This window comes from Salinisphaera sp., from assembly GCF_002729955.1.
Taxonomy (GTDB): Bacteria; Pseudomonadota; Gammaproteobacteria; order Nevskiales; family Salinisphaeraceae; genus Salinisphaera.
On the sequence record NZ_PBYA01000014.1, the window covers coordinates 1 to 24,184 of the forward strand.

The window sequence follows — 24,184 nt, forward strand, 5'->3', positions numbered from 1 at the left end:
GAAAACGGTTCGAATCCCGAAGGCGTGTCATGTCGATGTGTTTGCGATAACAGCGCATTAGTGAGTTCGGAAGCTCCGTGAGCGTCTGCTTTTGGCCGATAACAGCCGTTCCCCGTGAAGTAACGCGTGACGTTTGCGAAGATCTCGGCGAAATTCGCCGATCCCAACTCGCAATGTTTGGTTAGTTCGATGGCCCGGCCATTTTCGGGAACAGATAATCAAGGTAGGTGGCCGGAAATCTCGGTCGAACGGGGCCGCGTTGATTCGAGCTGACGAGCAAGCCCTCCTTTAGCAGCTCGCTTACGACCTGTCTGCCCATCCGCTCTTTGTATCCGGACCGTTGGCCTGCTTCTGCTCGGGTCAATTCGCCCTCGATGAACACGGCTTTAAGCACGCCTTCCGCGCCGCGGTCGAGCTTGGGCACGCCTGGAAGCGCTTGTTCACTGGCCTGACGAACCAGATACTCGACACGCCGCTTATAGCCGTCGATGCTGAGCACATCGGCCATATAGTCAACCTGGTCCACGCAAGCGTTCAGGAAGAAATCACAGAAGGCGTAAAGTGCGCGTTCGCTACGCGGGCCGCGCCCATCATGATCGCCCTGTCGCGGCGCATCCGCATCCCCCAAGCGGCTATAGTAGGTCTGTCGGGCACGAGCAAGACCGCGTGAAAGACTCCAGATCGCAGGTTGCTCAAGCACACGGTCAATGTGTAGACCGCTGAACAGTCGCGCAACGCGACCGTTACCGTCAACGAAGGGGTGCAAGAAGGCCAGACGATGGTGCGCAGCCGCAGCAGCTATCAAACCTTGGTCGCCGCGCAAGCTCGGCCCGTCGGGGCGATAGGCGTCAGAAAAGGCATGTAGCGCCGCTTCCAGATCGCCGTGGCCGATAGCGACATGCCTTCCGACTTGCACATCGGTCGTCCGCAGCGCGCCAGGTTCAACGACAACGGGGGCATCATTCGGGCCGTTGCGAACAAGCCGATCAGTCTCAGGCACCTTTTCGAAGATCAGCTGGTGGATTCTGCGAATGAATTCGATATCGGTGGGATTTTCGTGATGGCTGGCTTCAGCGCGCGCAGCGACAGTCTGCTGCGCCTCTTGCAACGCAAGTGAAATCATCACGCCCGGCGTGTGTGTTTGTTCACCGGCACGTACCGCACGATCGACCTCAACCGGATGAGTGCTCTGACCCTCGATCAAGTTCGAATAGTAGGTGTTGACCGTCCGAAGCATGTCTTGCAAGGCAATTCGGGTCGCAGGCGGCAAACCACCCAACGCCGCGGATCGTTGCGCCAGTTGGTATGCCTTTCCTGCGAGCTCACGAGACGGATCAGACGGCATCCACGGCGCGAGGCCATACGTTAGATCAGTCATTGGTTTATATGACGCGATGTTTCAAGGATTATGACAGAACTGTGCCGGTTATTTTGCCGCAAAACTTACTCACCCTTACGACACAGGATGCTGAACTTAGGCCTTTTATTATCCCCTTCGTGATTCGCTTTATTGTTATCACGGCCAAGTCGTGCCGGTTTCAATGCCGCTGACATACGCCGCACGGATCCGCGAGCACCGCGCACAGATCTCCGCGAAAATGAGCCAAATACTCGACGCATAAGCACTTCGCAGTGACGTAGGATCAAGTCTAAATAGCCGCCGTAGCTCAGCGTCTCCTATGTTCATCACCCTACTTGTCGTCACCTTCTTGCTGTCACTGGGCACCAGTCTCGCCGTGAGCGGCCTGTTCAACGGCTCGATCGCCGGCATCATGAACCTGATCACGCCAGGCACGATGGCCCATTCCTGGCGCCGCTATCTGCACTTCGCGATCTGCGTGGTGGGCGTGTCCGGTGGCGTTCGGATCAGCCAGATCGAGCGCTATATCACGCCACAGTTGCGAGAAACCGAGGCACTGGCCCTCACCTCGGACCGATGGATTCTCGAGGTCTACCGCACGCTCATTGGCACGTTATCGAGCATCGCTTGGCTGCTACTGGTGTTCTTCGTCGTCGCGCTAGTGGTCTACGTCATCAAGCGCGGGCTAGAGCTGAAGGCAAAGACCGGGCGATCTGACGATACCGGCTCGGGTGAGGCCTGATAGTGGCCTTATCGGCCGCGCGCTCGTCAGCGAGAACGAGGCAGCCGTTAAGGTGAATCGGCTACGAAAGCCGATCACCCCAATGAACGATGATTTTATCGAGCACGGTGCACCGGTCTAGCCGTGCCGCCACCATGTCGCGATCCGCACGCCGATCAACCAAACCAGGCCACCCAATGTGCAGAGCCCCCCAATCGCGGGGCTGTTGCCCTCGGGCGATGTAAAGACCATCGATAGGCCGAAAATCAGCAGCAATATGGCGGCGACCTGCTGCAGTTTCAGCGACTTCGCGGTCATCTGAGTGGTGACGTAGCTCCCGTCCTTTCCCTTGTTCCCGGCGCTGTTGCTGGCCTGAACGGACGATGCATTGTCCATTGGCCCACCACAGGCTGGGCACGCACTGACGCGCGTCGATACGTCGTGGCCGCAGTCGTCACATTTGGTCAAAGGCATCATTCCCCCTCTTCTCTATAAATATGTACTCACCTACGTGAGTCTTCTTCGTCATCGTTTAGGCTGCCCGGCTCCGCCAGCCAATGCGCGGCTCGCTCTGCCGCCTCATCACTAGCGACCAGGCCGAGGTGCGAGGCGCCCTGCACGATATCAACGTCAACCGCTGCGTTGTGTGGTTCGATCGCTGGCTTGTAGCGGCGCGATCGAAACGCCTCGTCGTCTGATCCGGCCAGCAACAACACAGGCGCATCGATGGCAGCGAAGTCGCTAGCGTAGTCGGCCGGGCCAAAGCCCTTCATCAGTCGATACGAATACGACAGCGTTTCGCGGCCGGTCCGCTGTGCCGGCGGCATATTGAACCGCAATACGCCCACCCCGTTAAACCAGCGAATCCCCGCGGTATTGGCCATCGCGATCGGTATGATCCGGGTCAGGTTGGGCTGCGCCCAGCCGCCCGAATGTGAGCGCGTGGTGGGCGCGTCATGGCCGAGGTAAGGCGCCAGAAGCAGATAGCCCGCGGCGCGATCGCCGTACACACTGCCGCCAAAGCGCAGCGCCAGGCCGGCGCCGGACGAATGCCCACCCACCACGATCTCGCCGCCGCGTGCAGCTCTGTCACGCAGATGTGCGATCAGGTCGGCCAGATCGTCCTCGAGTTGATCGATATAGTCGATATCACCCCGGACATCAGGCGACGGCCCGTGTCCTCGGAGATCGGGCGTGATGACATTCGCGGCGGCGGACTCGGCCAGCGACTGTGCGAGCGGGTAAAGGTAGACGCTATCGGTCGCAGACCCATGAATAAGGATCAGCCATGTACGCGAATTAGCCGAATACTTCCGGTAATGAAGTCGCGCGCCATCGCGGGCAGTGTAGGTCTCGCGCTCGGGCAAGGCGACATCGGCGGGCCGTGGCAACTCATCGAAATCCAGACCCTGCGGCGGATCGTCTGCCCGTTGGCTCGAACAGGCGCTCAAGCAGGTGCAGGCGATGACCAATGCCACGCATGTGGTGAGGAGATTCACAGCAGCTCAACTGTTGTGTCGATTCGGAAAACCAACATGGCTATTGTGGACTTAGGCGTGTGCCTCGGGCCAAGGAAATCGTTTGCCGCAGTCAAAGCAACAAAGCCATACCCGGTCACCTTGAACGCGCTGCCAGCGGGTTCGTTGAAGCTCGGCGACACGGTCACTACGGCATCGAGTACACCGTGGTTCCGGGTGATAGTCGGCATTGAGGCTGGGCGTGTCATCTGCATTCGTTGCCTCGCGAGAAGTTAGCCCCGCTTGTAATTACAGATGCGCCCACCGTATCTGAGCGATGTGTCTCTTTCACCCGAGCCGGGTGGAAGAAAAAGGGCCTGCGCACCTCGATTCGTTTACGAGGCAAAGGGAGTAGAGGTAAGCCGAATGTATCGGGTGCGTCTTTTCATACACCTCACCCATTTGCCTGGGCGCTAGACCAGAACACCCCGCCCGGCTTGTGCTCATTGCTGCGTCTTTTCGTGCACATTTGAGAGATGAAGCCAGGTGTACGGTGCGTCTTTTCATACACCTTTCGATCTTTTCAGGCGCTGATGGACGGCCGCGACTGATGCATTGCCCTCTATGAGCGTCTTTTCGTACACCTTGTAGGTGTTGGTCTCAGGTGTACGGGACGTCTTTTCGTACACCTCTGGGCCGTGCATCTCAGTGTCCCGGTGCGTCTTTTATACACCGCATGGGTTTGGTGCCATTCGCCGCTGCGTCTTTTCGTACACCTAGCAAGCTGAGCGCGGAGGTGTATGGGTGCGTCTTTTCGTACACCTCGGCCTGAGTAGAGCTGCCTATAGCCCGGCATGAAAGGGCTTCGGCATCCTGCACTAATCAATGCGCGGTGACGGGTGTACGGGTGCGTCTTTTCGTACACCTGTTCCTAGACCGATCTCTATCTCACGGTGCCCAGGTGCGTCTTTTCATACACCTTCTGGCTGAATTCGCCCTTGGCCTTGCATGCGGCCAGCAGTAAGCCGACCACGACCGCGGCCGTGCCCTGGGGTTCTACCCCGTTTCGGCGGACGGTTGAGAAAAGGTTAACGGATACTTTTGATCTTCAGCAGCCATGCGCTGTCGGATACGCGGATTATGGAAGCGCTCGATGTAATCGAAGACATCGGTTCGGGCTTCGGCCAACGTCTGTTAACGGCGCCGGTTCACGCGCTCTCGCTTGAGCATGCCGAAGAAGCCTTCGGCCGCGGCATTGTCGCCGCAGTGACCGACCGCGCTCATGCTGCAGATCATGTTGTTGCCGCGTAGAAAGCGTTGGTAGTCGTCGCTGGTAAATTGCGTACCTCGATCGCATGCAATACGACCGGCTCGTCGCGCGTCTCGCGCTGCCAAAGCGCCATCAGCACGGCTTTGAGTACGAGATCCCGGTCTGACGAGAACTCATCGACCAGCCGACCACGGCCTTGTTATAGATGTCGACAACGACGCACAGGTATAACCAAGCTTCAGCGGTTCGGATATAGGTGATGTCGGCCCCCCATTTCGTGTTGGGTTCGAGCGCGACGAAGTCGCGCTCGAGGTGATTACGTACATGCGTCGGCCGATCGCCGGAAGGCTTGGCCCGTCAGCGCCGCCGTTGCGGGATACCCTGGAGGCCGCTCGCGGCCATGAGTCGAGCCACCCGATTGCGGCTGACGGTCTCGCCCTCGAACTGCAGCGTCTCGGTGATCCGCGGCGCACCGAACACGCCATCACTGTCGCGATGTAGTGTGTGGATCTTCTCCGTTGGCCGCGCATTGGCGCGAGCCTGGCGACTGGGCGATCGATTCGCCGACGCATAGAAGCCACTAGTCGAGACCTTGAGGCAGCGGCACATCAACTCGGCGGGATATTCCGAGCGACAACGCTGGATCGTCGCGTACCTCACGACGATTCCTTGGCGAAGTACGTTGCCGCGTCGCGCAAAAACTCGCGCTCCTTCTTGACCTGTGCGAGCTCGCGCTTAAGGCGGGCCAGCTCCTGATCACGCAGCGTGCCGCTGCCCTGAAATACCGGCTTCGACGAACGCTGGGCCTCGCGGCACCAGCGGTTGAGCATCGTCGGGCTGAGCCCGAGATCGCGGGCGACCGCGCTCGCACTGCTTGGTGACGATCGCACGAGTTCGACGGCCTCTGCCTTGAACTCGGCACTGTACTTCTTGCCTAGGGCGTGTTGCCGTTTTGCGCTAAGTTATTGATTGTAGGAAAGGCAGGCTCGTATTGTGGTGTTACCAGCAACACAACGACGAGCCTGCGATGGCCCGACAAATACTCACAGATGAGCATTGGTCCAAGCTCAAACGTATTTTGCTTGCCGAATCGATCTACGACAAATCGGATTTACGTCTGACGGTTGAAGGCATGCTCTACCGAATGCGTACAGGTTGCCCTTGGCGCGACCTGCCCGAGGTCTTTGGCGCTTGGAACGCGGTCTACAAACGCTTCCGCGCCTGGTCTCAGAGCGGGAAGTGGTGGCGGATTGCCAACGCGCTGATCACCGACCCTGATCTGGAATGGGCATTTATCGACGGCACCTATGCCAAAGCCCATCAACACAGCGCGGGGGGCGGTCGGTCCGGACCCGCAAGCCATTGGCAAAAGCCGAGCGGGTCTGACGACCAAGCTGCATCTGGCGGTCGATGCCTATGGCTTACCGGTCGAGTTCAGAATCACCGGCGGTCAGGTCCATGACAGCGTCGTGGCGCCGGTACTGATTGCCCAATTGACGGATGCACAGGCGATCGTCGGAGATAAGGGATATGACAGCTTGCGCATCCGAGAGCAGATCGAGGCCCAAGACAGTCAATGCGTGATTCCGAGAAAGCGCAACTCGGTTCAGGGCAACGATTATTTGGACCGAGGCGCGTATCGTGATCGGCATCTCGTAGAAAACGCGTTTGCTCGATTAAAACAATACCGAGCGCTGGCTTGCCGCTTCGATAAACTGAAAAAACACTACGAAGGCGTGGTCGCCATCGCCTGCGTGCTCCTATGGCTACCCATGTGAAACGGCAACACGCCCTAGCATAACACTCCTTTTTACGGCCCACGATGAGCCTTCTTTGAAGTGTCCGCATTAACAGGTGAGAACCTGATTTGTTGCTGGACTCGGACGCTCTCCGGCCGGGAGCGCTGGTTGTCGCAGATCCTGCGCAACGACTACGGCTAGGCGGCTGCCGACTTCGTGTCCGGTTGCGCGCCCCTGCGCTGGCGCGCGCGTACACCGTGCTGGCGTCCCTATCGAAGCTGGGCTGAAATGCTGCGCGGCGTGCGCGATGGACAGGTCGTGCCGATCGACGAACTCATCAAGCCGGCCCCTATAAGCAGGTGTTGCGTGCTCGACCACGTGACGGCAAGCGGAAACAGGGTAGAACCCCTCGAACATATCCGAGGCAAAGTTCGCGGTCCGAGGACTCACAGTCGGCAGCTATGGCCCGTCGTATGCCGCGTTCTCCGAAATCTCGAAGTACAGACCGATAACAGCGTTGCCTTGCTGCTTGGTAACGAGCTTCACGAACAGTTCGGTCTGCTCGTTGATCTCCTTGACCGCGGGTTTGATCACCGCACGGTTTAGGTTCTTGAAGTCCTTGTAGGATCGACGGTCGAGCAGTCGCATAAGACGTCTGAACTCATCGATCGTCCAGACGCGTGTCGCGCCAGGGTCTCGATAGCGAGCACAGTTCTCGTAAAGACACTGCGTGTGGTTCGACCGGATGCGGTTCTGGATGCTGACGTTGAGCCGGGCATAGAGCTGCGGCTCCAAGATCGCATCGACCAGTTGAGGCGAATACGAGTAGTAGAGGTACCGGTCGCGGACCACGTAGCCACCAAGCCAGGTGCTTGCACCCCACTCCTTGGACGCATTTCGACCCGTGACTGCCCAATCCACACGCTTGTTGAGCAGGCCGTCCAGAGTCCGCTTGATCCGGTCGCGATTGCCACGGTTACCGAACAGGGCTTCGACTAAGTCCGGCAGATAGATACGGTACTCGCGCCGCTTCTTGAACGAGTCCACCGACTCATGACCGGCTTCTTCGCTCATCGCGTTTTCAAGGAGCACGTTGGCGCATTGCCGTTCCTTGAGCGTGAACGGTGCCGACCAGTGAACGGCGTTAACGCGCTTCTGCAGGATGCTCGCACGCGGCTGGCTACGGCTGTCGTGGCCCTCCGCCAACTCAGCCCCGAACATTTTCTGCTGTGCCTTCATAGCGTCAGTGAGTGCTTCTTGCGGGAAATCCGGCAGGTTCAGAGCGGCTTCGTTGCTTGTATACCGAGCTATCAAGGCGCATGTGTCAAGCCGATTTCAGGTCGTATTCCGGTGAATAAATAGGCCAAATCGCGCTAATCCTTTCACCTGCTTTTCCGGTGCCTTGCGCCATTTGCCGCAATACAGCGTCTTGTCTTGTCTTCAGCCAGCTCGAAAGTCGCTGAAAAACGCGCTAATTCTTTCACCTGCTTTTCAACGTCCCGGTGCTAATACCTGTAAACGATGGCTCATCAGAGGCTTGGAATGCCGCAGGCGATGGGTTTTTGCGCTATCAGCCCCCGCTTGGGAGCGCTCCAAACCACCCCATCGACCACGACGACTCACGGCCTATGTCTTTTTGTCGTAAGCGTAGCGTCCGAGCATCAGCCGCTGCTTTCTTCTTTCCTAGCAAGCAGTTCCCCTATTTAGGGCTCTGCTTCTTTAGTGCGATTAATAAGTTATGTAATTTCAGGTAAAAAGAATCGCGCGATTGCGAAGCCGACAAGAAGGCTCGAGTGCACGCCTGTCGCTGTGAGCCCGGCAGAGATCCGTCGCAACCCTCGTTCTCGCTCTTGGCATTGTGCGCAGTGCCGCGGCGCTAGTTAAGCGAGGCACATCGGTGCTTCTTTCTATATACCTGCTCCCTATGTCATTGATCGAATGTTTAAAATCCGAAACAAAACGGGCCAGACCGTGCTCCCACGGACCGCGCTCCATTGCGTGAAGGTGTCCGGAGCGTCTTCTCGTACACCTCTCGCAGCGGTCGCTGTGAACATTCGTCCGGTAAAAAAGCGCCAATCCTTTCACCGCCTTGGGCCGAGCGCCATGCCAGAAATGACTCGGTGAGGTGTATGGACGCGTCTTTTCATACACCTGCCCTCGACTGTGACCATCAAAGAGCCTGAAATCGCGCTAATTCTCTCACCTGCCGGCGAGTATGGCCGCTGAGTCATTGTTTCTTCTTTCGGGGATCGCGCTAATTTATAAATCTGCGGCTACCCGCCACGATATTGAAAGCATTTCAGGCGAGGTGTACGGGTGCGTCTTTTCGTACACCTTTCGCCCTTATTGGCGGATATTGAGCTCGGTAACAAAGCGGCATTCGGGACCAGCTCAGCCGAGCGCACATTCCACTGAATTGCCGCCAGTCGCCGTTACAGTGAACATGACTTGGGACACCGAGGCGGCGATAGGGGAACTGGTTGGCGCGTACTCACGCCAGCCTACAAATCGCGCCGGCCGATTTTTATACCATCCACATACCCCTAAACCTCGCGGCCACCGGGTGTTGACCTCTGTTCTTTCCCGGTCGGGCCTCCCCTGTAATCTTCCTGTTGTTGCCCTATTCCTCACCTGATAAAGGGACCCGCTCATCCATCGCGCTTTTTGCGGAATCTGCCACCGAACTAACGACGCCCCAGTACCAGGATCGTTACAGGACGAGTCAGGCAAATGGCCAGCTCGGACAAGAAAAGGCGGTACCGACGGCCGGCCCGCAGGGCCGGTGGCAATTGACGGGTGTGGGGATGGTATAAGTCGTCGTTTCCAAACGGATATACGGATCGCGTGTGCGACACGCTTTTTGACGTGACCGGGCTATGAGCGGAAACTAATCGTACTTCAGCCCTTTCCCCGCGCCATGAGCAGCCACGACTCCGCCTCAGTCGACCCGATATATGAACGGCTCAAGGCTATATACGGCCAGCTCGGTCCGGCCGGCAAACGCGCGGTCGTCGAGGCCGCAGCCCTGTTACGCGATATCGGCGCTACTCGAGCAAAACGTGCCACCGATGCCCCTAACAAGTCTTTATGCGAGAGCGACTCGCTGCTGCTACACGTAGATTTGCGGTCGGGTCATGTTGAACTCGCCGAAGATACGTTTCGCAGACCGCGTTCCGCGGACGGCACTGAGAGCGACGAGATCGATGACCGTGAGGTACTTGAGCCGATGTCCGACGAAGAAGGTGAAGCGTACCTGGCAAGCTACGCCGAGCCCCCGCCCGCTTACTTGACCGCCGGCGACGAGATGCTTGGGGCAGTCGATGTGGCTAAACGCCTACATACCACGCCTCAGGCTGTGCGCTACCAGTACGACCGCAACCAGATAATTGGACTTACGCGGGAAGTCGGGTCGATCGTCTATCCTCTGACCCAGTTTATCGATACGCCAAGCGGGCTACGCTGGCCAGAAGGCCTCGATGCTGTGGTCGCGCGACATGGCAATGGGTGGTCAGCGTGGCTATGGTTGATCCACGAACGTCGCGATTTGCATAGCCGCACAGCACTGGCATGTCTACGTGCAGGCGACGTAGGTTATGTGCGCGCCGCCATAGCTCGAGATGACGACGGCGCATTCTGCTGACGTAACAAACGCCGCCAGCGTGCAGAGACCGCACGGTGCTTAAAATCGTCGAGCGAGATGCACTTCATTGCGCTAAAGCTCTCCTATCGGGATGGCGTGATCGCGACGTGAGCCCGTCGGGATCAGCGATCTACACGCTCGCGTCCTAAGACCCTGGCTTCGACGACGATACCGCGTTTCGCCCTTTGTGGCGCGCTCGTCACGTAATAGAAACCAGTCGGCAAGCATGCAGCACAGATTCGCTCGCATTGGAGGATCAATCTGTTCAGTCTTCGCAACATAGGGCCCGTACTTGGGACGCGTTTCGATCCCGTAGACACCGGCGTTACCACTATCGTGCTTTTACGCTGGATTAGAGCGGTAGTGCTCTCTTTTTGACGCGGCAATAGACGCGTCCAGGCACTTAGTAGCGGGAGAGCGATTCCCAATCGCTGTCGATTCCAAACGTATTTCCGACCTCAACCCGCTCTATTTTTCTGCCGGCGATGCCCCATCGCCGGCGAGATTGAATTGGCCTTGCGTTCCAACGACCTCGGGTTAGCGTCGATTGTGTCCTGTACGGACACTCAAACCCAAACCCAGTGTTACGAAATTGTATGTCTAATCTGAATGAAATTCCTTTCGAAGATGGCGCCACAGTAGACGGGACTTATCGTCTTATCGGTGACCCTCAAAAAAATGCCATGCGAGAGCTCGACGGTGAATTGCAATTCACGGTGTCAGACTGCACCGGCCACCGCAGTTGCATCGCTCTCACCCGTGAGCACCCCGACTTACGAGATCAACTACGAAAAGGCGCGCTTGTCGCTGTAACAGGGCAAATTGAACACTTGGACGATAGCGCGGGCCATATCCGCATCCAGAGCTGTCATCGAATCAACTATTCAGAGCGTCCGAGTTGGGAGCTAATACCTCTGCCACTAGTACCACAGACGTGCCGCTGCGCTTTCTCACGACTGACAGCGCTACTAGATCGACTAAGCGACAATTCGATGCGCATGCTGTGTAACCGAATCATGGCGAACCTAAGCGTTACAGCGAACTTTGTGAGCGAGCCAAATCGATACGAGGGCGTGACCGCGCGCACCGGTAGCCTTCTTGTTGCGAGTGTCGCTCGCGCAGAGAAAGTCGAAGCAATGACGGAGATATCGCCGAGCCTCGAAGATCGCGAGGCATTAATTGTCGCGGCCCTGCTCAGGGATGTTGGCGGTATGCATACTAAATCCAGCAGTGCCTCTCAAGAACACGGCGGCATGGCTGCGCAAAATCACACGCTCGAGTTGCTGGGTGAGGAGCTATTGGCTTGGGAAACGCACGAAAACCGACGGGCGAGCTTCTGCGCCATCCTCGCGCCCCAGCTGGCCACCCTGACCAACCCGCATCAAATGTCCCTAATGCAGGCGCATTCCGATCTCATCCATGACGTGGATCACCTAGCATCGTGGGAGCCACACGCCGGTGAGCCTAAGTTGATTCGTTCGACGAGTGGAACGCTTCTCGCGCGCGCTGCGTCGATTACAAACTAAATCTGTCGACAGGCTCTTTCGCCAATCAACGGGCAGGGGCTTCTATTAGTTGCCCTGCCCAACAACCTCCCCGGCTTTGAGCTCCACTTTTCGAATAGGCGTCGAGTACAAGGGCCTCGCCCACCTTTAATGCGCCAGCCGATTAACACCCCTCTCTAACGGCACAGCGCCGACGTTCGCGTTGCGATACGCGGTTACGGTATGCCGCTAGGCATTTGGGTGAGTTTGGACTCAGCGTAAAAGTAGCGCTCCTATCCCGAGTCCGTCCAAGACCATTGCTTGATAGCAGCGTCCGCTTTTGGCCGGCCGTACGCGCACGTGCCGGATGAACCGCACAGCGTGGTCGTCTGGCACGTGAGCCAGTTATACCTCCAGATAAGGGATGCCCTCCACTGCCGGCCCGCAGCGCCGGTGGGACCACTTTGGGGTGTACGGATGGTATAGCTTTAGGCGGCCGGGCGGTTTCCCTAGATTCCGGGTTTTCCGCCTTTGACGTTTTTGGGCGGTCAGAGGACAATCCTGATTCATCGACATGCCACGGAGGGCGCCGTCATGAACGTCCATGAATCGGATCTGACAGCTCAGGTTCGGGCGTTGCTCAACACGGCCGCGAACGACCTGGGCGAGACCGCCCAGCGCGCCGTGATTGAGTTCACCCAGAAACTGCTCGAACTGCGCGCGGCCGGCACGGACGGCGCGATCGCGTCGGCCCATCCGCGTACCCCTCACGTTAAATGGTGGCCCGGCGATTGGCGCGGCGAAATAACCCCGCTGCGCGTGGGGGCTGATGTGCAAATCGTGGATACCTCGGAGGGCGTCCGTGTCGGGCCCGTCGACAGTGACAGTTATAGCGTCGTGTTCCTGATGGATATGAAGTCGGGCCATGTCGAACTGCCCGCGTCGACGTTTCAGACCCTGTGGCGAGACATGCTCGACCCGGTGAAAAGCCATGATTGGCCGCTCGCCCGTCTCGCTATGGGGAACGTCCAGGTCGGCTACCCGAAGTCGGAGCCAACCCACAGCGACGACGCCGAGGACGAGCTCACGCTGCTGACCGAAGAGCAAGCCGAAGCGTATCTGGATAGTATGACCACGGCGCCTCCTGCCCACCTGACCGCGGGCGGCGAAATGCTTGGGGCGACCAAGATGGCCGAGCTTCTGGAAACCTCGCGTCAGACCATCCGCAATCGGTACAACCGAAAGCAGATTATCGGCCTGACGCGCGAAGTCGGCCCGCTCGTCTATCCGTTGACGCAGTTCGCCAATACACCCGGCGGTCTACGCTGGCTCAAGGGTCTGGATGCGGTCGTTGTACAGCACGGCAATGGCTGGCAGGCCTGGCTTTGGTTGACCAACGAGCGCTATGACTTGGCCAATCGCACGCCATTGACGTGCCTGCGCGAAGGCGACGTTGACGCTGTGTACGCGGCACTCGCGCGCGACGATGAGGGTGCGTTCAGCTGATGGACCTGTCTGGCTTCGTCAGACCATTCAATATTACCGAAGCGTCCTATCGTCGCATCAGCCCCATCGCCCACAAGGACACACCGCTGTCCTACGGTCTCGCGCCAAGCCGCTTTTCAGGCCCCGAAGTGACGACGCCGCAGGGGCGCGAAGCCGCCTTCGGCGTGGTCTATATGGCTATCGATCTCGAAACCGCGATGGCTGAGACCCTGATCCGACAGCGCTCGGCGCACCCGAACATGCGGATCCATCGGCAGACGTTGCGAGATCATGTGTTGTTCGGGATCAAAACGACGGCGGCGTTGAACCTGCTCGACATCACCGGGCCGCGACTCAATCGCCTTGGTTACAGCCTGGAAGCACTTCACGACAGCAAAAGCTATGCACTCAGCCAAGAACTATCGGAGCACGCGTATCAGGCGACGCCCGTGATCGACGGCGTCCTCTATCCGTCGTGGCATTCGTTTCGCAATAACATCGCGGTATACCCGCACGCTTTATCCAAACTGACGTGTGTTTCCATGAACAAGCTCACCTCCCATCTGGAGGTGCTGGATCTGCTCAAGGCCTACAAAATTACGATCTACGACTGACGTGATCGCGCAGACTTGCATTTCAACGCACACCACTAAATTGATGCTGGGGTCAATCCCGAGGCCTTCGGGCAGGCCTCTTTGTGAAGGGCACGAGTGTCTACGGATCGGGGTAAGCGCAGTCCGCTCATGGCCGTTTGCGACCCAAAGCGGTCATTTGCTCTATTGGTCGCCCGCCGCCGTAGGCATCGTGACCCCCATCCAAGGCCCGCCGAGTGAAACACGTTTTGATCAAGCGACATTACGGCCTCGGCGTGCCGGCCACGCAGGCCAGACTACACAGTAAACGCATTATCTAGCGCCGATAGCGCCAGTTTGATGTGGAGGGACTTGAAACAAGGTGCGAGCGCATATATTTGTGATGCTTACCCATTCAGATTGCGTGCCCTAAGTTTTGGAGTATTCGGATGTCCCATACGGTGTGGCTGGTCGAGACTGATCAAGGGGTGCGCGACTCCATCGAAGGATTGCTTAATTCAGCTGGCTACAACGTTAAAAGTTATTGGGACGCAACAGCTTTTCTCCGCAAATTTATAAAAGCGCCCTGTGGCTGGGTTCTGATTGGCGACCATCTACCGCAACTTGACGGCCTAGATGTGCTCAATGGGGTGTGTGACATTGCGAGCGACGCGGATGTCGTGTTCCTCACCAGCCGTGCGGCTGACGAGCGCGCAACGACCGCGCTAAGAATGGGCGCTCGCGGCGTGCTGGAGAAACCATATGACCCCATGCATCTAATGGGTATTCTCGCGGCCAAGCCGCTAGCGCAAGGCTCTGCTTCCGGCGTGTAGCGTCTGCAGATTCTGCAAGGCCGCGCTTTTAAAGTTCATTTTCCAGCCAGGCTCGCAGTTTTTTCCGTGCCTTACGTTTGGCCATTCGCTTCGTGCTGATTGCAGCCGGACGCAGTAGCTGGTTCTCATCGCCGCTTACCAAGAATTTGCGTTGCGCGCCTATAACCCCGCCTTCCGGGCCATAACTGGCGATAGCGGTTACCTTGAAGTTGTTCACATCGAGGTCCCGTAGCAGCTGCGACTCGTCGGCGCTCAATTCCTTGTGTCGCTCTGCCGTCTGGCGAAGCAACGAGCGGAAGGTGCCGAGATTGATCTGCTCGCCCGGACGTAGCGGGCCCTGCCGGGTAATTTCCTGCGGCCGGTCCTCACTATCTTTCGGCTTCGCATTGTCGAAGTCGGTCACCGACTCAGTATATTCGTTATCGCTGGCACGAATAGTCAGATTGATGCTGTGAATATAGATCGGCTCCTGACTCATGTTGCTGATCAGGCACACCGAATCGACCTGTTGCCCCCACCCCTGATTGATCAGGATTCGTGCCTGGCGCTGGCGACGAAAACCCGCATAAAGCAGGTGCGCATAGAACAGCCACACGCCGAGCGTACCGACGCTGGCAAAGAAGGATAGCGCTTGCGCGTTCTGGTTAATCCATTGCCACATGGGGGATCGCAATCGTCAGGCTGATCGCCGGCGCAAACGCCGGCGAATTAAGCATAAAAAAGCTGCCGCGCCAGCGGTAGCCGGCGCGGCAGCCTGTCGTACTGGAACTACATCTGTTCCTTTTGGGCACGCGCGCCTTCGCGCGCCTTGCCGAGCGAGGGTTCCTGACCCAGCGGCTCGGGCTCCTGCTTCATCGAGTATTCGCTACGCCCATCCAGCGACGGCCCCTGGCTCCAGCGGCCTTCCGGCGCCTGCTTGTCCAGCAGGGTGTTCAGGTAATAGTAGGAATGCTCCTTGGCTTCGTGATCGTCCGGCGTCGAGTTCGGGATCGGCAACTGTTCTTCCATGCCGCCGAGCTCCTCGATGATCGCCAGCCACTGCTGCTGGTGATAGGTATCCCGGGCAATCAGGAACGACAGGAAGTCCTTCATGCCCTTGTCGTCCGTCCAGTTGTAGAGCCGCGAGGCGAGCACCCGGCCGCCGGCCTCGGCTGCCACGTTGCACATCATGTCGGCACCGATATTGCCGGTGGCATAGACATGGCTCATGTCGAAGGGCACGCCGTTGGCGTTGACCGGCATCGCCGACAAACCTGAAGACAGCAGATGCCGCGGGTTCATGCCGCCGAGAATGGCGTTGATGACCGGGTCCTTGGCGGATTCTTCCTGGTAGGACAGCGGCGCGCCTTCCAGATTGAGTGCGACCGCATGGCCGAGCATCTCGATATGCGAGAGCTCTTCGGTGGCGGTCGACATCAGCAGGTCGCGGATGCGGTCGTCGCCGCGGGCACCCATGGCCTGGAAGAAATACTGCATGGCCACGCGGATCTCGCCTTCGACACCGCCGATCGCCTGCTGGAGCAGCATGGCGAACTGTGGGTCGGGCTTGTCCACCTTGACCGGGTACTGAAGCTTGGAGGAGTGACGGAACATAGTGAGTCCTCGGTATTTGAAAGGAAGAGTTGCACAGCGAAAGTGACGCGTGAGGTGCTACGCGCGCTCTTTCATCCACTGCTTGTGACGCGCCTCGTCTGCCATGGCCTTCTCGAGCTTGGCGCGGAGTCGATCGTCGATATCGGTACGTGCACTGGCCGTACGATAGGCCGATTCGGTTTCCACCTCGTTCGTTGCCATGGCCGTGAGAATCGCGGAATCGCCGCCGATGTTGGCGAACTTCACCTTGCCTTGAGTCAACAGGCTCTTCGGGCCGCTACCCGTAGGCACGTCGCCGCGCATATCGCGTAGATGAGGTGTCAAATCGCTTATGTGGCGTTCGTGATCCTTGCGGAAAGACGCGAGGGCTTCTTGTGCCCGCGTGTCCTCGAGTCGCTCAATCGCCGCGTCGTATGCGTCGATCGCGTCGTAATCGAGCCGAATCAAATTCCAAAGCAGATCGGTGAGATTGCCTTCATGACCGACCAAAGTAACCATGCGCTTACCGTTGCAGCGAAATGGAGCCGCTTACGATGCGCGCGAGTTCAGGGTTCGAATATTGGGATTCCTACGGTCAGTAGATTGCCGGGGGTGCAGTCTTGGAGTAGCGCTAAGAGCGGCCGGTGGTCGGCCGCGGTCTCTGCTAACGGCCGGGATCGACCCGAAGCGGACGCATCCGACCGCTTAATAGTTTTTAGAAGTTGGTGAACATGAGATAGAGGCACGAAGTTAGCGCAGCTCCGCCTAGGGTCGCGAATACAAAGCGAACGAGTGTTGATTCATTATCGCCAATGACTCCGGCTAACCCGGCAGAGATATCTAGTTTCAAGACAAATCCACTAACTTGGAAAATGCCGAACAGCACACCTACCATTAAACCAACGGCATCAAGGAATGTAGTTTCGTTGGTGCCTTTAACGAATACGAGCCAACCGATTACTGATACTCCCGTTAAGACCATTAAGAATCGTCTTATCAACACGCGTCTTTTCATTCTTAGTCTCGGTCTCGTTTCAGGTCTGTAGGCAGTTCGGCCTTCATAAAATACTATTGGCAGTAGTTCGTCCTCCTCGCAAGGACGAGTGGAACGTCCGCTTCTGGCCGCATGCGGCCATTGGTCAGTGTGATTCCTCAATTACGAGAACGTTTTGAATATCATGTAGCCGGCAGTGAGCAGCATGGCGATCGAAAAAACCAGCTGTAGCGACGGGCCAGCGATATAGCGTGACAACGTACGGCCCCCGATCATCCCCAAAACACCACCGAGTATGAATAAGCCGGTCAGTGCCCAGTCGATATCACGACCGGAAAAAACCGCTGATGTGAGTCCGGATAACCCAATAAGCGTAATCACCAAAAGGGAAGTTGCGACGGCTCTGTGAATTCCCATTTCGGTGATCATGATAAGCGCCGGTACGATTAGAAAGCCGCCACCCACGCCGAAAAAGCCGGAGAGGACACCGACGAGAACTCCGACGGCTACAAGCGCTGCGCTACATGGCGCGTTCAGCCGGAGTTGGCCATCGCGGCTGTAGTGACAAACGGTGCCCGGGTCGTCATGAGCGTCGGCGGCCGGCCTCGCCCGTACGACTTTCGAGTCATCACCCGCACGGCGCGCGCTTCGAAACATCCTTGTAGCCACGAGGATCATCACGCCAGCGAATAGCGCCGTAATCGTAGCTTCGTCAACTAGATCGCCCAGATAGACCCCGACGGGCGCAGTCGCAACTCCTGCCACTGCAAAGATGAGTCCTGCCCTGAGCTCGATTAAGCCCCGCCAATAAGATTCTGCTGCGCCAAACGCCGCGGTAATTGCGACTGCGCCGAGCGATACCGCTATCGCAGCCTGCGCCGGTTCGCCGAGGCCGTAAATCAATAGCGGCACTGCGAAAATCGAACCGCCTCCGCCTGTCAGGCCAAGGGCAAGGCCTACCAGAACTCCGAAAATCACACTCATGGCGCTCATCCACCATCTGGATATCAATTCCGATAGAACTAATTGCTCTATCTTTATGCCTCGGTAGTATACAGATACGTGTAGGGGTACGATGTAATGGTCCAAGCGGAGGCTCTAACAATGGCAATACGTAAATGCACCCTTTCTGCGCTTGTGTGGCTTCTATCGGTCTCGCCTTGGGTACAGGCAAGTCCAAGCGATATAGCGAATCAAGGCCTCGGCGAGAACGTCGCGCCCTGTAGTAGCTGCCATGGCGCGCATGGCGAAGGCAATGCGGCCGCCGGCTTTCCCCGCCTTGCCGGGCTCGGCGCGCCCTATCTCGAGGCGCAGCTCGACGCCTTCGCCAGCGGCGCGCGCGAGAATGCGGTCATGCAGCCGATTGCTAGTGCGTTGTCCACGGACCAGCGAAGCGCGATGGCCACCTATTACAGTCAGCTTTCCGCAGAAGGCGCGCAGGCAAGCAAAGGACAATCGGATAACCCACCCGATACTGGCGCCGAGCTCGCGGAACATGGCCGTTGGGCGAACGATATTCCCGCGTGTGTCCAATGCCATGGCCCGGCGGGTGTGGGTGTGGGCGAGCACTTCCCCGCCCTCGCCGGCCAACCAGCAGCTTATCTCGAAGGTCAGTTGCGGGCCTGGCGCAATGGCAAGCGACCCGGCGGGCCCATGGGTTTGATGGCGTCGATCGCCGCTAAGTTGGACGAATCGGATATCAAGCCAGTCGCCCAATACTTCGCTGCGCAATCACCGGCACCCGCCAAGGGGCTAGATCATGAGTAATCGTATTCCGCTTTTAACGGTCGCGGTGTCGTTTGCCATGCTCGCCGCAGTTATTTTCTGGGTTGGCACGCGGGATCAGAGCGCGCCGACGCCAGCACAGGCAAAAACTGCGAACGCCGCTCCCGCAGCTAGAGGCGACACGACAGAGAGCGCCACGAAATCTGAGGACGTGGCTGTATCGGGTAACGCGGCGTCCGAGAGAAGCGAACCGCTTCCGGGCGCGGCGCAGCCCGGCGCTGCGAGTGCGGCTGACGATTTTGCCCCACCCACACGCAGCGAGATCCCGGACGACGAGTTCGGCGCCATGGTTCGTAAAGGCCGCGACATCTTCACCGACACGCAGCAGCACGCCGATCAATTCGTCGGTAACGACCTGCAATGTGCCAATTGCCATCTAGACGAAGGCCGTCGGCCGGATTCCGCGCCGCTCTGGGCGGCGTGGGCGATGTACCCCGCGTATCGTGGCAAGAACAAGCACGTCAACGATTTCGCCGAGCGTATCCAAGGCTGTTTTCGCTACAGCATGAACGGCACACCGCCGCCGCGCGGTGACGAGGTGCTCGTCGCGCTCGAGTCCTATGCCTATTGGCTGGCCAGCGGCGCGCCGGTTGCCAAGAATCTCCCGGGGCGCGGCTATCCCGAACTCGAGGCCCCCGAACAGCCACCAAGCTTCACACGCGGCAAACAGGTGTTCGCCGACCACTGCGCCCTGTGTCATGGCAGGGACGGGCAAGGTCAGCGAGCGGCGGACGGCAGTCTGGCGTTTCCGCCTCTGTGGGGACCGCGCTCCTACAACTGGGGCGCGGGCATGCATCGCGTGAACACCGCCGCCGGTTTCATCAAGGCCAACATGCCGCTGGGCGCGGCGACGCTATCCGATCAACAGGCTTGGGATGTGGCCCGATTTATCGATAGCCAAGAGCGCCCGCAGGATCCGCGTTTCACCGGATCGGTCAGCGAGACCGCGGAGCAATATCACGGCGAGCACTCGATGTACGGCCAGACCGTGAACGGCGTCGTGCTCGGTCAAGATGCCCCACCCTCGGGAACGGCCGCCAAGGTGAACCAGCCGTGACCAATCGCGCATTCGAACCGAAGGAGACCCCATGACCGATTACGCTTCGAACATAGCCAATGCCCACCCGCTTGAGAACAACGTGGTCGCAGCCGGCCAGCCGTCAGCGGCACAGCTGAAAGAAGCGTTGGCTGGCGGTGTGCGAACCGTCGTCAATCTGCGGCCCGCCGGCGAATTCGATGAGTTCGATGAAGCCGCGCTGATAGCCGATGCAGGAATGCATTACGTTCATATTCCTGTCGCCGGCCCCGAGGACATCAACGACGCGAGTGCGCGCACGCTTGACGCAGCACTCGCAGAGGATCAGCGCCCGGCAATCGTGCATTGCGGGAGCTCGAACCGCGTGGGCGGGCTTATGGCCTATCGTGCACGCTACCTTCAGGGTAAAAACGCGGACGAAGCGCTTCAGGTCGGCTTGGATGCGGGCCTAAACCCCGAGTCGCCCCTGTTCGCCGCGATACAAAAGAAACTCGAGTGAGTCTGCCGTATGGGTCTGTACAACCGCTATATCCTGCCGCACGTGCTTGATTGCGCGTGCGGCCTGCCTGCCGTAGAGCGTGAACGCGCGCGTCTGGTTCCTCAGGCGCGCGGGCGTGTGCTCGAAATCGGTATCGGGACCGGCCGTAACCTGCCCCACTACAACCCAGCGAACGTGGATACGATCGTCGGGCTTGATCCCGCGGCTGAAATGCATCCGCGTGCGCGGCGACGGCTGTCCGAAACGCGCCTATCCGTATCGCTAATGGCCGTTAGCGCCGAACAGATACCGGCCGAAGACGACCATTTCGACACCGTGCTAGTGACTTATAGTCTGTGTAGTATTCCCGATCCGTCCTTAGCCCTGCGCGAAATGCGCCGCGTGCTCAAACCGAACGGCACGATGCTGTTCTGCGAACACGGCCGCTCGCCGGAGGCGAAAGTGGCGCGTTGGCAGCAGCGCCTTACGCCGGCGTGGCGGCATATTGCAGGCGGTTGTCACCTGGATCGCAACGTACCCGAGTTACTTACCGACGCAGGCTTTTCCATAGACACGCTCGACTCCGGCTATATCCAGGGCCCGAAACCACTCACTTGGCACTTCCGTGGCCTTGCCAGTAAAAACCCCGCCAAATGAGTTCTATTTGGATGCAAACATTGCGCCTTGGCGATACGAGGTCACGCGCTGCACGGGAATAAAGTCTCCGCTCCCTAACCGTAAGGCTTCGACCGGCACTCGAAAATGATCGAGGGCCTGAGGCTCAGCCCCAGGCTCTCGATCTGCATGCATTCACTGCGATTGCACGTTTGACGACTTATCTTCGACACCCGGAATCGCCTGGGTGCCTCGCGGAAACTGCCCTTTGAGCACATCCACGCCCTGCTGCGGTTTCGCCAAAGGCAGCAGATCCTGCCGATTCCGCCGACGGTCGGCCGTATCGATATTCATTCGCTTATCACGATCCTCGACCAACCCAGGTTTGGGCTCACCGAAGCGGTTGAACGACCACGCCAGAGACGGTTCGCCTAAGGGTAATCGCACCTTTCCTTCAGCACTACGTGTTGTATTCCAGGTATGCCAGGTTTTGCCGTAGCTGTTCATCTTCTCCTTCATCAGCTCGTGGTCAGCCGCTTCGGGAAGATTGGGCGCGACAAGCTGGCCCGAAAGAATTTCACCGTTATGCGGATGCCAGTACTGCTTTTCCTTCTCCGGTAGCCGCTTGAACAGTTTTTCGGAAATTATGTATTCGATACCCGTCATGTTCGCGTGGGACGTATTACCGTCATAGAGCGAGCATTGTGCGAAATCTTCGTTCACCTGCTGGCAAAAGTGATGCGCCTCAAACTGCTCTTCTGGTTTGTTCTTCATCGGGTGGAACCCGACCAGATAAATATCGAGTTGATCCGTCGGCGCATCGGTCTGTAACGCGTCTGCACCGGCCTCGAGCACGTTCGTTTTCATGCTGTCGGGACTGCCATCGACTTCCGCAGCGGGCCCAGTACGTCCCATACCTGTGCAACCGGCCAGTAAAATCGTGCTCAGCGCCGCAACGCCCACCACGTCAGGCAATGCCGAATTCCTCACTACTATCTCCTAGATGCCTCTATGTTACGCAGACCCAACATAAGGTCTTGCCGTTAAGGACTGTATCCGGGAAAACCCTGCGCCTCCTATTCTGAGACGCCACTTTGAACGACTAGATCGGTTCTCGATATACGATGCATTTGGTGAGGACATCGGCTTGCGTCATCGGCCGGTCACGTCTAAGACGGTGCCGCTCGGGGCCAGGAAAGACGCACCGCCAAGCCGCCGCCGGGACGTGGCTCGAAGGCGAGCTCGCCGGCAAAGCGCTGGGCAATCGCGGCAGCAATGGTTAGTCCCAAACCGCTGCCGGCGCCCGCGCGCGACGCCTCGCCACGCCAGAAGCGCTGGGTCAGGGGTTGCGTGTCACGATCGGCAGGCCAATCACCCTGATCGCAAACGACGAACGTCACGCGCGCCGCTTTGACTTCAATAGCCAGCGAGACCTCACGATCGGCTCGCGTATGCCGCAGCGCGTTATCGAGCAGATTGCGCAGAGCGGCAGTGGCGAGCGCCTTGGGCACCGCAACGGGTATCGCCACACCATTCTCATGAATCCCGACGCGTCCGCCGTTCGGCAGATCAGCCAACGCTGCGGTTGCGATCGCCGAACTTGTCGCCTGCGCCATATCGAAATGCGACTCGCCAGCCTCGACCCGTGCGAGCAGTAACAATTGCTCGAGCGTGCGCTGCAGCCGCGCGATACCCGCCTCGGCCTGTGCGAGCGCGGCGTACGCCTCATTTCCGTCGAGCCGTTTGGCAAGCTGAACATGGGTCTTGATTGCTGTCAGCGGAGTGCGCAGTTCGTGTGCGGCATCGCTGGTGAAACGCTGTTCGCGGGCGAGCGTCTCGCCGGTTCGGACGAGCAGCTGGTTGAGCGTATCGACCGCAGGTCGGAGCTCTTTAGGCGCATCGTCGATTTCGACTGGTATGAGTGTATCCGGCGCTCGTCGGGACAGTTCGCCACGCAAACGCTCGAGCGGGCGGAGTCCGCGTCTTATACCGAACCAGAGCACTACCAGGCTGCCGAGCAGTGCTACGGCAAACGGCACAGCTGCGACCGCGATCACGTTGCGTTGGAGGGCGCTACGCTCGACGAGTCGGTCAGCGGTCGTGATATGCACGCCGTTCTGAACGTAGGTGAACAAGCGCCAGCGTTCGCCGTCGATATCGCGGTCGGTGAAACCGGGTGCCGGCGACTCGAGGCCATCGTCGAATTGGCCGTGGGTGCGCATCAGAACGCGTCCGCTCGGCGCATTGATCTGACACGCTACGCCAGCGCTGCTCGGTACCGAAAGAACAGGGTCGCCCGTATTTTGCCAGGCCGAGTCGGGCAACTGGGCGACCAGGCCCGCCACCATCCGGGCGGAAGCAGCCAGACGCTGGTCCAATGTATCGCGCACCTGATCTTGCAAGTCGCTATATAGCCAGACGGCAACGAGCCCCCACAGCGCCGCAAAGGACAGGCCCAGTGTTAATAAAAGACGCCAGCGTAAACTCAAGGCGTGCTCCGCTTACCGATGTCCGAAGCGTTACCCAATCGATAACCCAAGCCCCGCACCGTGCGCACGAGGCCAGCGCCTAGCTTTCGCCGCAGATGATAGATATGGACGTTGATCGCATTACTTTCGACCTCGGCCTCAATACCGTAGAGGGCGTCCTTAAGTTGCTCAGCTGTGAGAATTGATCGCCGGGCATGCAGAAGCTTGGACAGAAGCGCATATTCGCGGCGGGTGAGTTCAACCTCCCGCTCCTCGCAATACACTGTTTGCGTCGTGGGATCGAGAGTGATTGGACCATGCTCGACAATCGGTCCGGCGTGGCCCCCTGCCCGCCTTAGCAGCGCCTGTACTCTCGCGATAAGTTCATCGAGATCGAAGGGCTTCAGTAAATAATCATCTGCCCCCGCTTGCAGCCCGCTCACACGATCCGCGAGACCATCACGCGCTGTCAGGACTAGCACTGGGAGCGCGACACCGCGCTTGCGCCAATCCCTTAATAACGCGACGCCGTCCATATCCGGCAAACCGAGATCGAGTATGGCGATATCGCTCGCCACCGAGTTACTGTCAAATCTGGTGTATGAGGAAAGAAGCTAGGCGGCTTTCCTGCTGAGTTGTCGCTCGTCTATTCCGTCGATGAATTGGATGCCATCA

23 protein-coding genes and 1 pseudogene are annotated in these 24,184 nt (G+C 58.6%); 11 read left to right on the plus strand and 13 right to left on the minus strand.

Annotated elements, in window-relative coordinates:
* Positions 1 to 181 precede the first annotated feature (181 nt).
* Positions 182 to 1,378, minus strand: coding sequence for a Fic family protein (locus CMN27_RS04185; RefSeq protein WP_293624161.1), 1,197 nt, complete (start codon positions 1,376 to 1,378; stop codon positions 182 to 184).
* 301 nt (positions 1,379 to 1,679) lie between these two features.
* Between CMN27_RS04185 and CMN27_RS04190 the strand changes: the two genes are divergently transcribed.
* Complete coding sequence (locus tag CMN27_RS04190) at positions 1,680 to 2,102, plus strand: hypothetical protein (protein ID WP_293624162.1); 423 nt, start codon at positions 1,680 to 1,682, stop codon at positions 2,100 to 2,102.
* Positions 2,103 to 2,219: 117 nt separating this feature from the next.
* On the opposite strand, the gene CMN27_RS04195 is transcribed toward CMN27_RS04190, so the two are convergent.
* The 3 genes and pseudogenes from CMN27_RS04195 to CMN27_RS04205 all read right to left on the minus strand — a co-directional run.
* On the minus strand, positions 2,220 to 2,477 hold the full coding sequence (locus tag CMN27_RS04195; protein ID WP_293624163.1) for a hypothetical protein: 258 nt from the start codon (positions 2,475 to 2,477) through the stop codon (positions 2,220 to 2,222).
* Between the two features lie 107 nt (positions 2,478 to 2,584).
* Positions 2,585 to 3,580 (minus strand): alpha/beta hydrolase, encoded by a 996-nt coding sequence (locus tag CMN27_RS04200; RefSeq protein ID WP_293624164.1) that lies wholly within the window; start codon positions 3,578 to 3,580, stop codon positions 2,585 to 2,587.
* A gap of 1,014 nt (positions 3,581 to 4,594) precedes the next feature.
* Positions 4,595 to 5,740: pseudogene (locus tag CMN27_RS04205) on the minus strand (IS3 family transposase); the annotation flags it as partial.
* 95 nt (positions 5,741 to 5,835) lie between these two features.
* Between CMN27_RS04205 and CMN27_RS04210 the strand changes: the two are divergent.
* Positions 5,836 to 6,586, plus strand: a protein-coding gene (locus tag CMN27_RS04210; RefSeq protein ID WP_293624165.1) for an IS5 family transposase whose coding sequence is annotated in 2 segments (ribosomal slippage) — positions 5,836 to 6,141 and positions 6,143 to 6,586 — 750 coding nt in all. Because the reading frame shifts where the segments join, the coding sequence is not laid out codon by codon here.
* 420 nt (positions 6,587 to 7,006) lie between these two features.
* Here CMN27_RS04210 and CMN27_RS04215 read toward each other — a convergent pair.
* A complete protein-coding gene (locus CMN27_RS04215; RefSeq protein ID WP_293624166.1) occupies positions 7,007 to 7,786 on the minus strand; it encodes a replication initiation protein in 780 nt (259 codons plus the stop codon).
* A gap of 1,678 nt (positions 7,787 to 9,464) precedes the next feature.
* Here CMN27_RS04215 and CMN27_RS04220 point away from each other — a divergent pair.
* The 5 genes from CMN27_RS04220 (at position 9,465) to CMN27_RS04240 (ending at position 14,561) form a co-directional block, all read left to right on the plus strand.
* Positions 9,465 to 10,187 (plus strand): hypothetical protein, encoded by a 723-nt coding sequence (locus CMN27_RS04220; RefSeq protein ID WP_293624168.1) that lies wholly within the window; start codon positions 9,465 to 9,467, stop codon positions 10,185 to 10,187.
* A gap of 596 nt (positions 10,188 to 10,783) precedes the next feature.
* A complete protein-coding gene (locus CMN27_RS04225) occupies positions 10,784 to 11,713 on the plus strand; it encodes a hypothetical protein (protein WP_293624170.1) in 930 nt (309 codons plus the stop codon).
* 489 nt (positions 11,714 to 12,202) lie between these two features.
* On the plus strand, positions 12,203 to 13,177 hold the full coding sequence (locus tag CMN27_RS04230) for a hypothetical protein (RefSeq protein ID WP_293624172.1): 975 nt from the start codon (positions 12,203 to 12,205) through the stop codon (positions 13,175 to 13,177).
* The gene (locus tag CMN27_RS04235) at positions 13,177 to 13,770 is read left to right on the plus strand and encodes an RES family NAD+ phosphorylase (RefSeq protein WP_293624174.1); all 594 of its coding nucleotides are present in this window, start codon (positions 13,177 to 13,179) and stop codon (positions 13,768 to 13,770) included. Before CMN27_RS04230 ends, CMN27_RS04235 begins: the two co-directional genes overlap by 1 nt.
* Positions 13,771 to 14,177: 407 nt before the next feature.
* Entirely contained in the window at positions 14,178 to 14,561 is a 384-nt protein-coding gene (locus tag CMN27_RS04240) for a response regulator (RefSeq protein WP_293624176.1), read from the plus strand.
* Positions 14,562 to 14,589: 28 nt separating this feature from the next.
* Here CMN27_RS04240 and CMN27_RS04245 read toward each other — a convergent pair whose 3' ends face one another.
* From CMN27_RS04245 to CMN27_RS04265, 5 genes are all read right to left on the minus strand, one after another.
* On the minus strand, positions 14,590 to 15,222 hold the full coding sequence (locus CMN27_RS04245; protein ID WP_293624178.1) for a hypothetical protein: 633 nt from the start codon (positions 15,220 to 15,222) through the stop codon (positions 14,590 to 14,592).
* Positions 15,223 to 15,329: 107 nt separating this feature from the next.
* The gene (locus CMN27_RS04250; protein ID WP_293624180.1) at positions 15,330 to 16,154 is read right to left on the minus strand and encodes a manganese catalase family protein; all 825 of its coding nucleotides are present in this window, start codon (positions 16,152 to 16,154) and stop codon (positions 15,330 to 15,332) included.
* Between the two features lie 57 nt (positions 16,155 to 16,211).
* Positions 16,212 to 16,652 (minus strand): DUF2383 domain-containing protein, encoded by a 441-nt coding sequence (locus CMN27_RS04255; protein WP_293624182.1) that lies wholly within the window; start codon positions 16,650 to 16,652, stop codon positions 16,212 to 16,214.
* A 196-nt stretch (positions 16,653 to 16,848) separates the two neighbouring features.
* Entirely contained in the window at positions 16,849 to 17,148 is a 300-nt protein-coding gene (locus tag CMN27_RS04260; RefSeq protein WP_293624184.1) for a hypothetical protein, read from the minus strand.
* 141 nt (positions 17,149 to 17,289) lie between these two features.
* Positions 17,290 to 18,111: a sulfite exporter TauE/SafE family protein gene (locus CMN27_RS04265; protein WP_209064986.1), complete on the minus strand. Its 822-nt coding sequence runs from the start codon at positions 18,109 to 18,111 to the stop codon at positions 17,290 to 17,292.
* 120 nt (positions 18,112 to 18,231) lie between these two features.
* Here CMN27_RS04265 and CMN27_RS04270 point away from each other — a divergent pair, with 120 nt between their 5' ends.
* The 4 genes from CMN27_RS04270 to CMN27_RS04285 are packed head-to-tail and all read left to right on the plus strand — an operon-like array spanning position 18,232 to position 21,083.
* Positions 18,232 to 18,894 (plus strand): c-type cytochrome, encoded by a 663-nt coding sequence (locus tag CMN27_RS04270; protein WP_293624186.1) that lies wholly within the window; start codon positions 18,232 to 18,234, stop codon positions 18,892 to 18,894.
* Entirely contained in the window at positions 18,887 to 19,969 is a 1,083-nt protein-coding gene (locus CMN27_RS04275) for a c-type cytochrome (RefSeq protein ID WP_293624188.1), read from the plus strand. The genes CMN27_RS04270 and CMN27_RS04275 overlap by 8 nt, the downstream gene beginning before the upstream one ends.
* 31 nt (positions 19,970 to 20,000) lie before the next feature.
* Positions 20,001 to 20,447 carry a sulfur transferase domain-containing protein gene (locus tag CMN27_RS04280; RefSeq protein WP_293624190.1) on the plus strand — a complete coding sequence of 149 codons (447 nt, stop codon included), beginning with the start codon at positions 20,001 to 20,003 and terminating at the stop codon, positions 20,445 to 20,447.
* A 9-nt stretch (positions 20,448 to 20,456) separates the two neighbouring features.
* Positions 20,457 to 21,083 (plus strand): class I SAM-dependent methyltransferase, encoded by a 627-nt coding sequence (locus CMN27_RS04285; protein WP_293624192.1) that lies wholly within the window; start codon positions 20,457 to 20,459, stop codon positions 21,081 to 21,083.
* A gap of 153 nt (positions 21,084 to 21,236) precedes the next feature.
* Here the strand turns inward: CMN27_RS04285 and CMN27_RS04290 are convergent, their stop codons facing one another.
* The 3 genes from CMN27_RS04290 to CMN27_RS04300 form a co-directional block, all read right to left on the minus strand.
* Positions 21,237 to 21,956 carry an OBAP family protein gene (locus tag CMN27_RS04290; protein WP_353180950.1) on the minus strand — a complete coding sequence of 240 codons (720 nt, stop codon included), beginning with the start codon at positions 21,954 to 21,956 and terminating at the stop codon, positions 21,237 to 21,239.
* Positions 21,957 to 22,210: 254 nt separating this feature from the next.
* Positions 22,211 to 23,530, minus strand: coding sequence for a sensor histidine kinase (locus CMN27_RS04295; protein ID WP_209064991.1), 1,320 nt, complete (start codon positions 23,528 to 23,530; stop codon positions 22,211 to 22,213).
* Positions 23,527 to 24,087 (minus strand): winged helix-turn-helix domain-containing protein, encoded by a 561-nt coding sequence (locus CMN27_RS04300; RefSeq protein ID WP_293624197.1) that lies wholly within the window; start codon positions 24,085 to 24,087, stop codon positions 23,527 to 23,529. The genes CMN27_RS04295 and CMN27_RS04300 overlap by 4 nt, the downstream gene beginning before the upstream one ends.
* Positions 24,088 to 24,184: the final 97 nt, after the last annotated feature.

Excerpts from the sequence above, each read along its gene's own strand:
- CMN27_RS04185 (WP_293624161.1), bottom strand. The coding sequence starts at position 1,378 with ATGACTGATCTAACGTATGGCCTCGCGCCGTGGATGCCGTCTGATCCG.
- CMN27_RS04190 (WP_293624162.1), top strand. The coding sequence starts at position 1,680 with ATGTTCATCACCCTACTTGTCGTCACCTTCTTGCTGTCACTGGGCACC.
- CMN27_RS04195 (WP_293624163.1), bottom strand. The coding sequence starts at position 2,477 with ATGGACAATGCATCGTCCGTTCAGGCCAGCAACAGCGCCGGGAACAAG.
- CMN27_RS04215 (WP_293624166.1), bottom strand. The coding sequence starts at position 7,786 with ATGAAGGCACAGCAGAAAATGTTCGGGGCTGAGTTGGCGGAGGGCCAC.
- CMN27_RS04220 (WP_293624168.1), top strand. The coding sequence starts at position 9,465 with ATGAGCAGCCACGACTCCGCCTCAGTCGACCCGATATATGAACGGCTC.
- CMN27_RS04225 (WP_293624170.1), top strand. The coding sequence starts at position 10,784 with ATGTCTAATCTGAATGAAATTCCTTTCGAAGATGGCGCCACAGTAGAC.
- CMN27_RS04235 (WP_293624174.1), top strand. The coding sequence starts at position 13,177 with ATGGACCTGTCTGGCTTCGTCAGACCATTCAATATTACCGAAGCGTCC.
- CMN27_RS04240 (WP_293624176.1), top strand. The coding sequence starts at position 14,178 with ATGTCCCATACGGTGTGGCTGGTCGAGACTGATCAAGGGGTGCGCGAC.
- CMN27_RS04245 (WP_293624178.1), bottom strand. The coding sequence starts at position 15,222 with ATGTGGCAATGGATTAACCAGAACGCGCAAGCGCTATCCTTCTTTGCC.
- CMN27_RS04250 (WP_293624180.1), bottom strand. The coding sequence starts at position 16,154 with ATGTTCCGTCACTCCTCCAAGCTTCAGTACCCGGTCAAGGTGGACAAG.
- CMN27_RS04255 (WP_293624182.1), bottom strand. The coding sequence starts at position 16,652 with ATGGTTACTTTGGTCGGTCATGAAGGCAATCTCACCGATCTGCTTTGG.
- CMN27_RS04260 (WP_293624184.1), bottom strand. The coding sequence starts at position 17,148 with ATGAAAAGACGCGTGTTGATAAGACGATTCTTAATGGTCTTAACGGGA.
- CMN27_RS04265 (WP_209064986.1), bottom strand. The coding sequence starts at position 18,111 with ATGAGTGTGATTTTCGGAGTTCTGGTAGGCCTTGCCCTTGGCCTGACA.
- CMN27_RS04270 (WP_293624186.1), top strand. The coding sequence starts at position 18,232 with ATGGCAATACGTAAATGCACCCTTTCTGCGCTTGTGTGGCTTCTATCG.
- CMN27_RS04275 (WP_293624188.1), top strand. The coding sequence starts at position 18,887 with ATGAGTAATCGTATTCCGCTTTTAACGGTCGCGGTGTCGTTTGCCATG.
- CMN27_RS04280 (WP_293624190.1), top strand. The coding sequence starts at position 20,001 with ATGACCGATTACGCTTCGAACATAGCCAATGCCCACCCGCTTGAGAAC.
- CMN27_RS04285 (WP_293624192.1), top strand. The coding sequence starts at position 20,457 with ATGGGTCTGTACAACCGCTATATCCTGCCGCACGTGCTTGATTGCGCG.
- CMN27_RS04290 (WP_353180950.1), bottom strand. The coding sequence starts at position 21,956 with ATGGGACGTACTGGGCCCGCTGCGGAAGTCGATGGCAGTCCCGACAGC.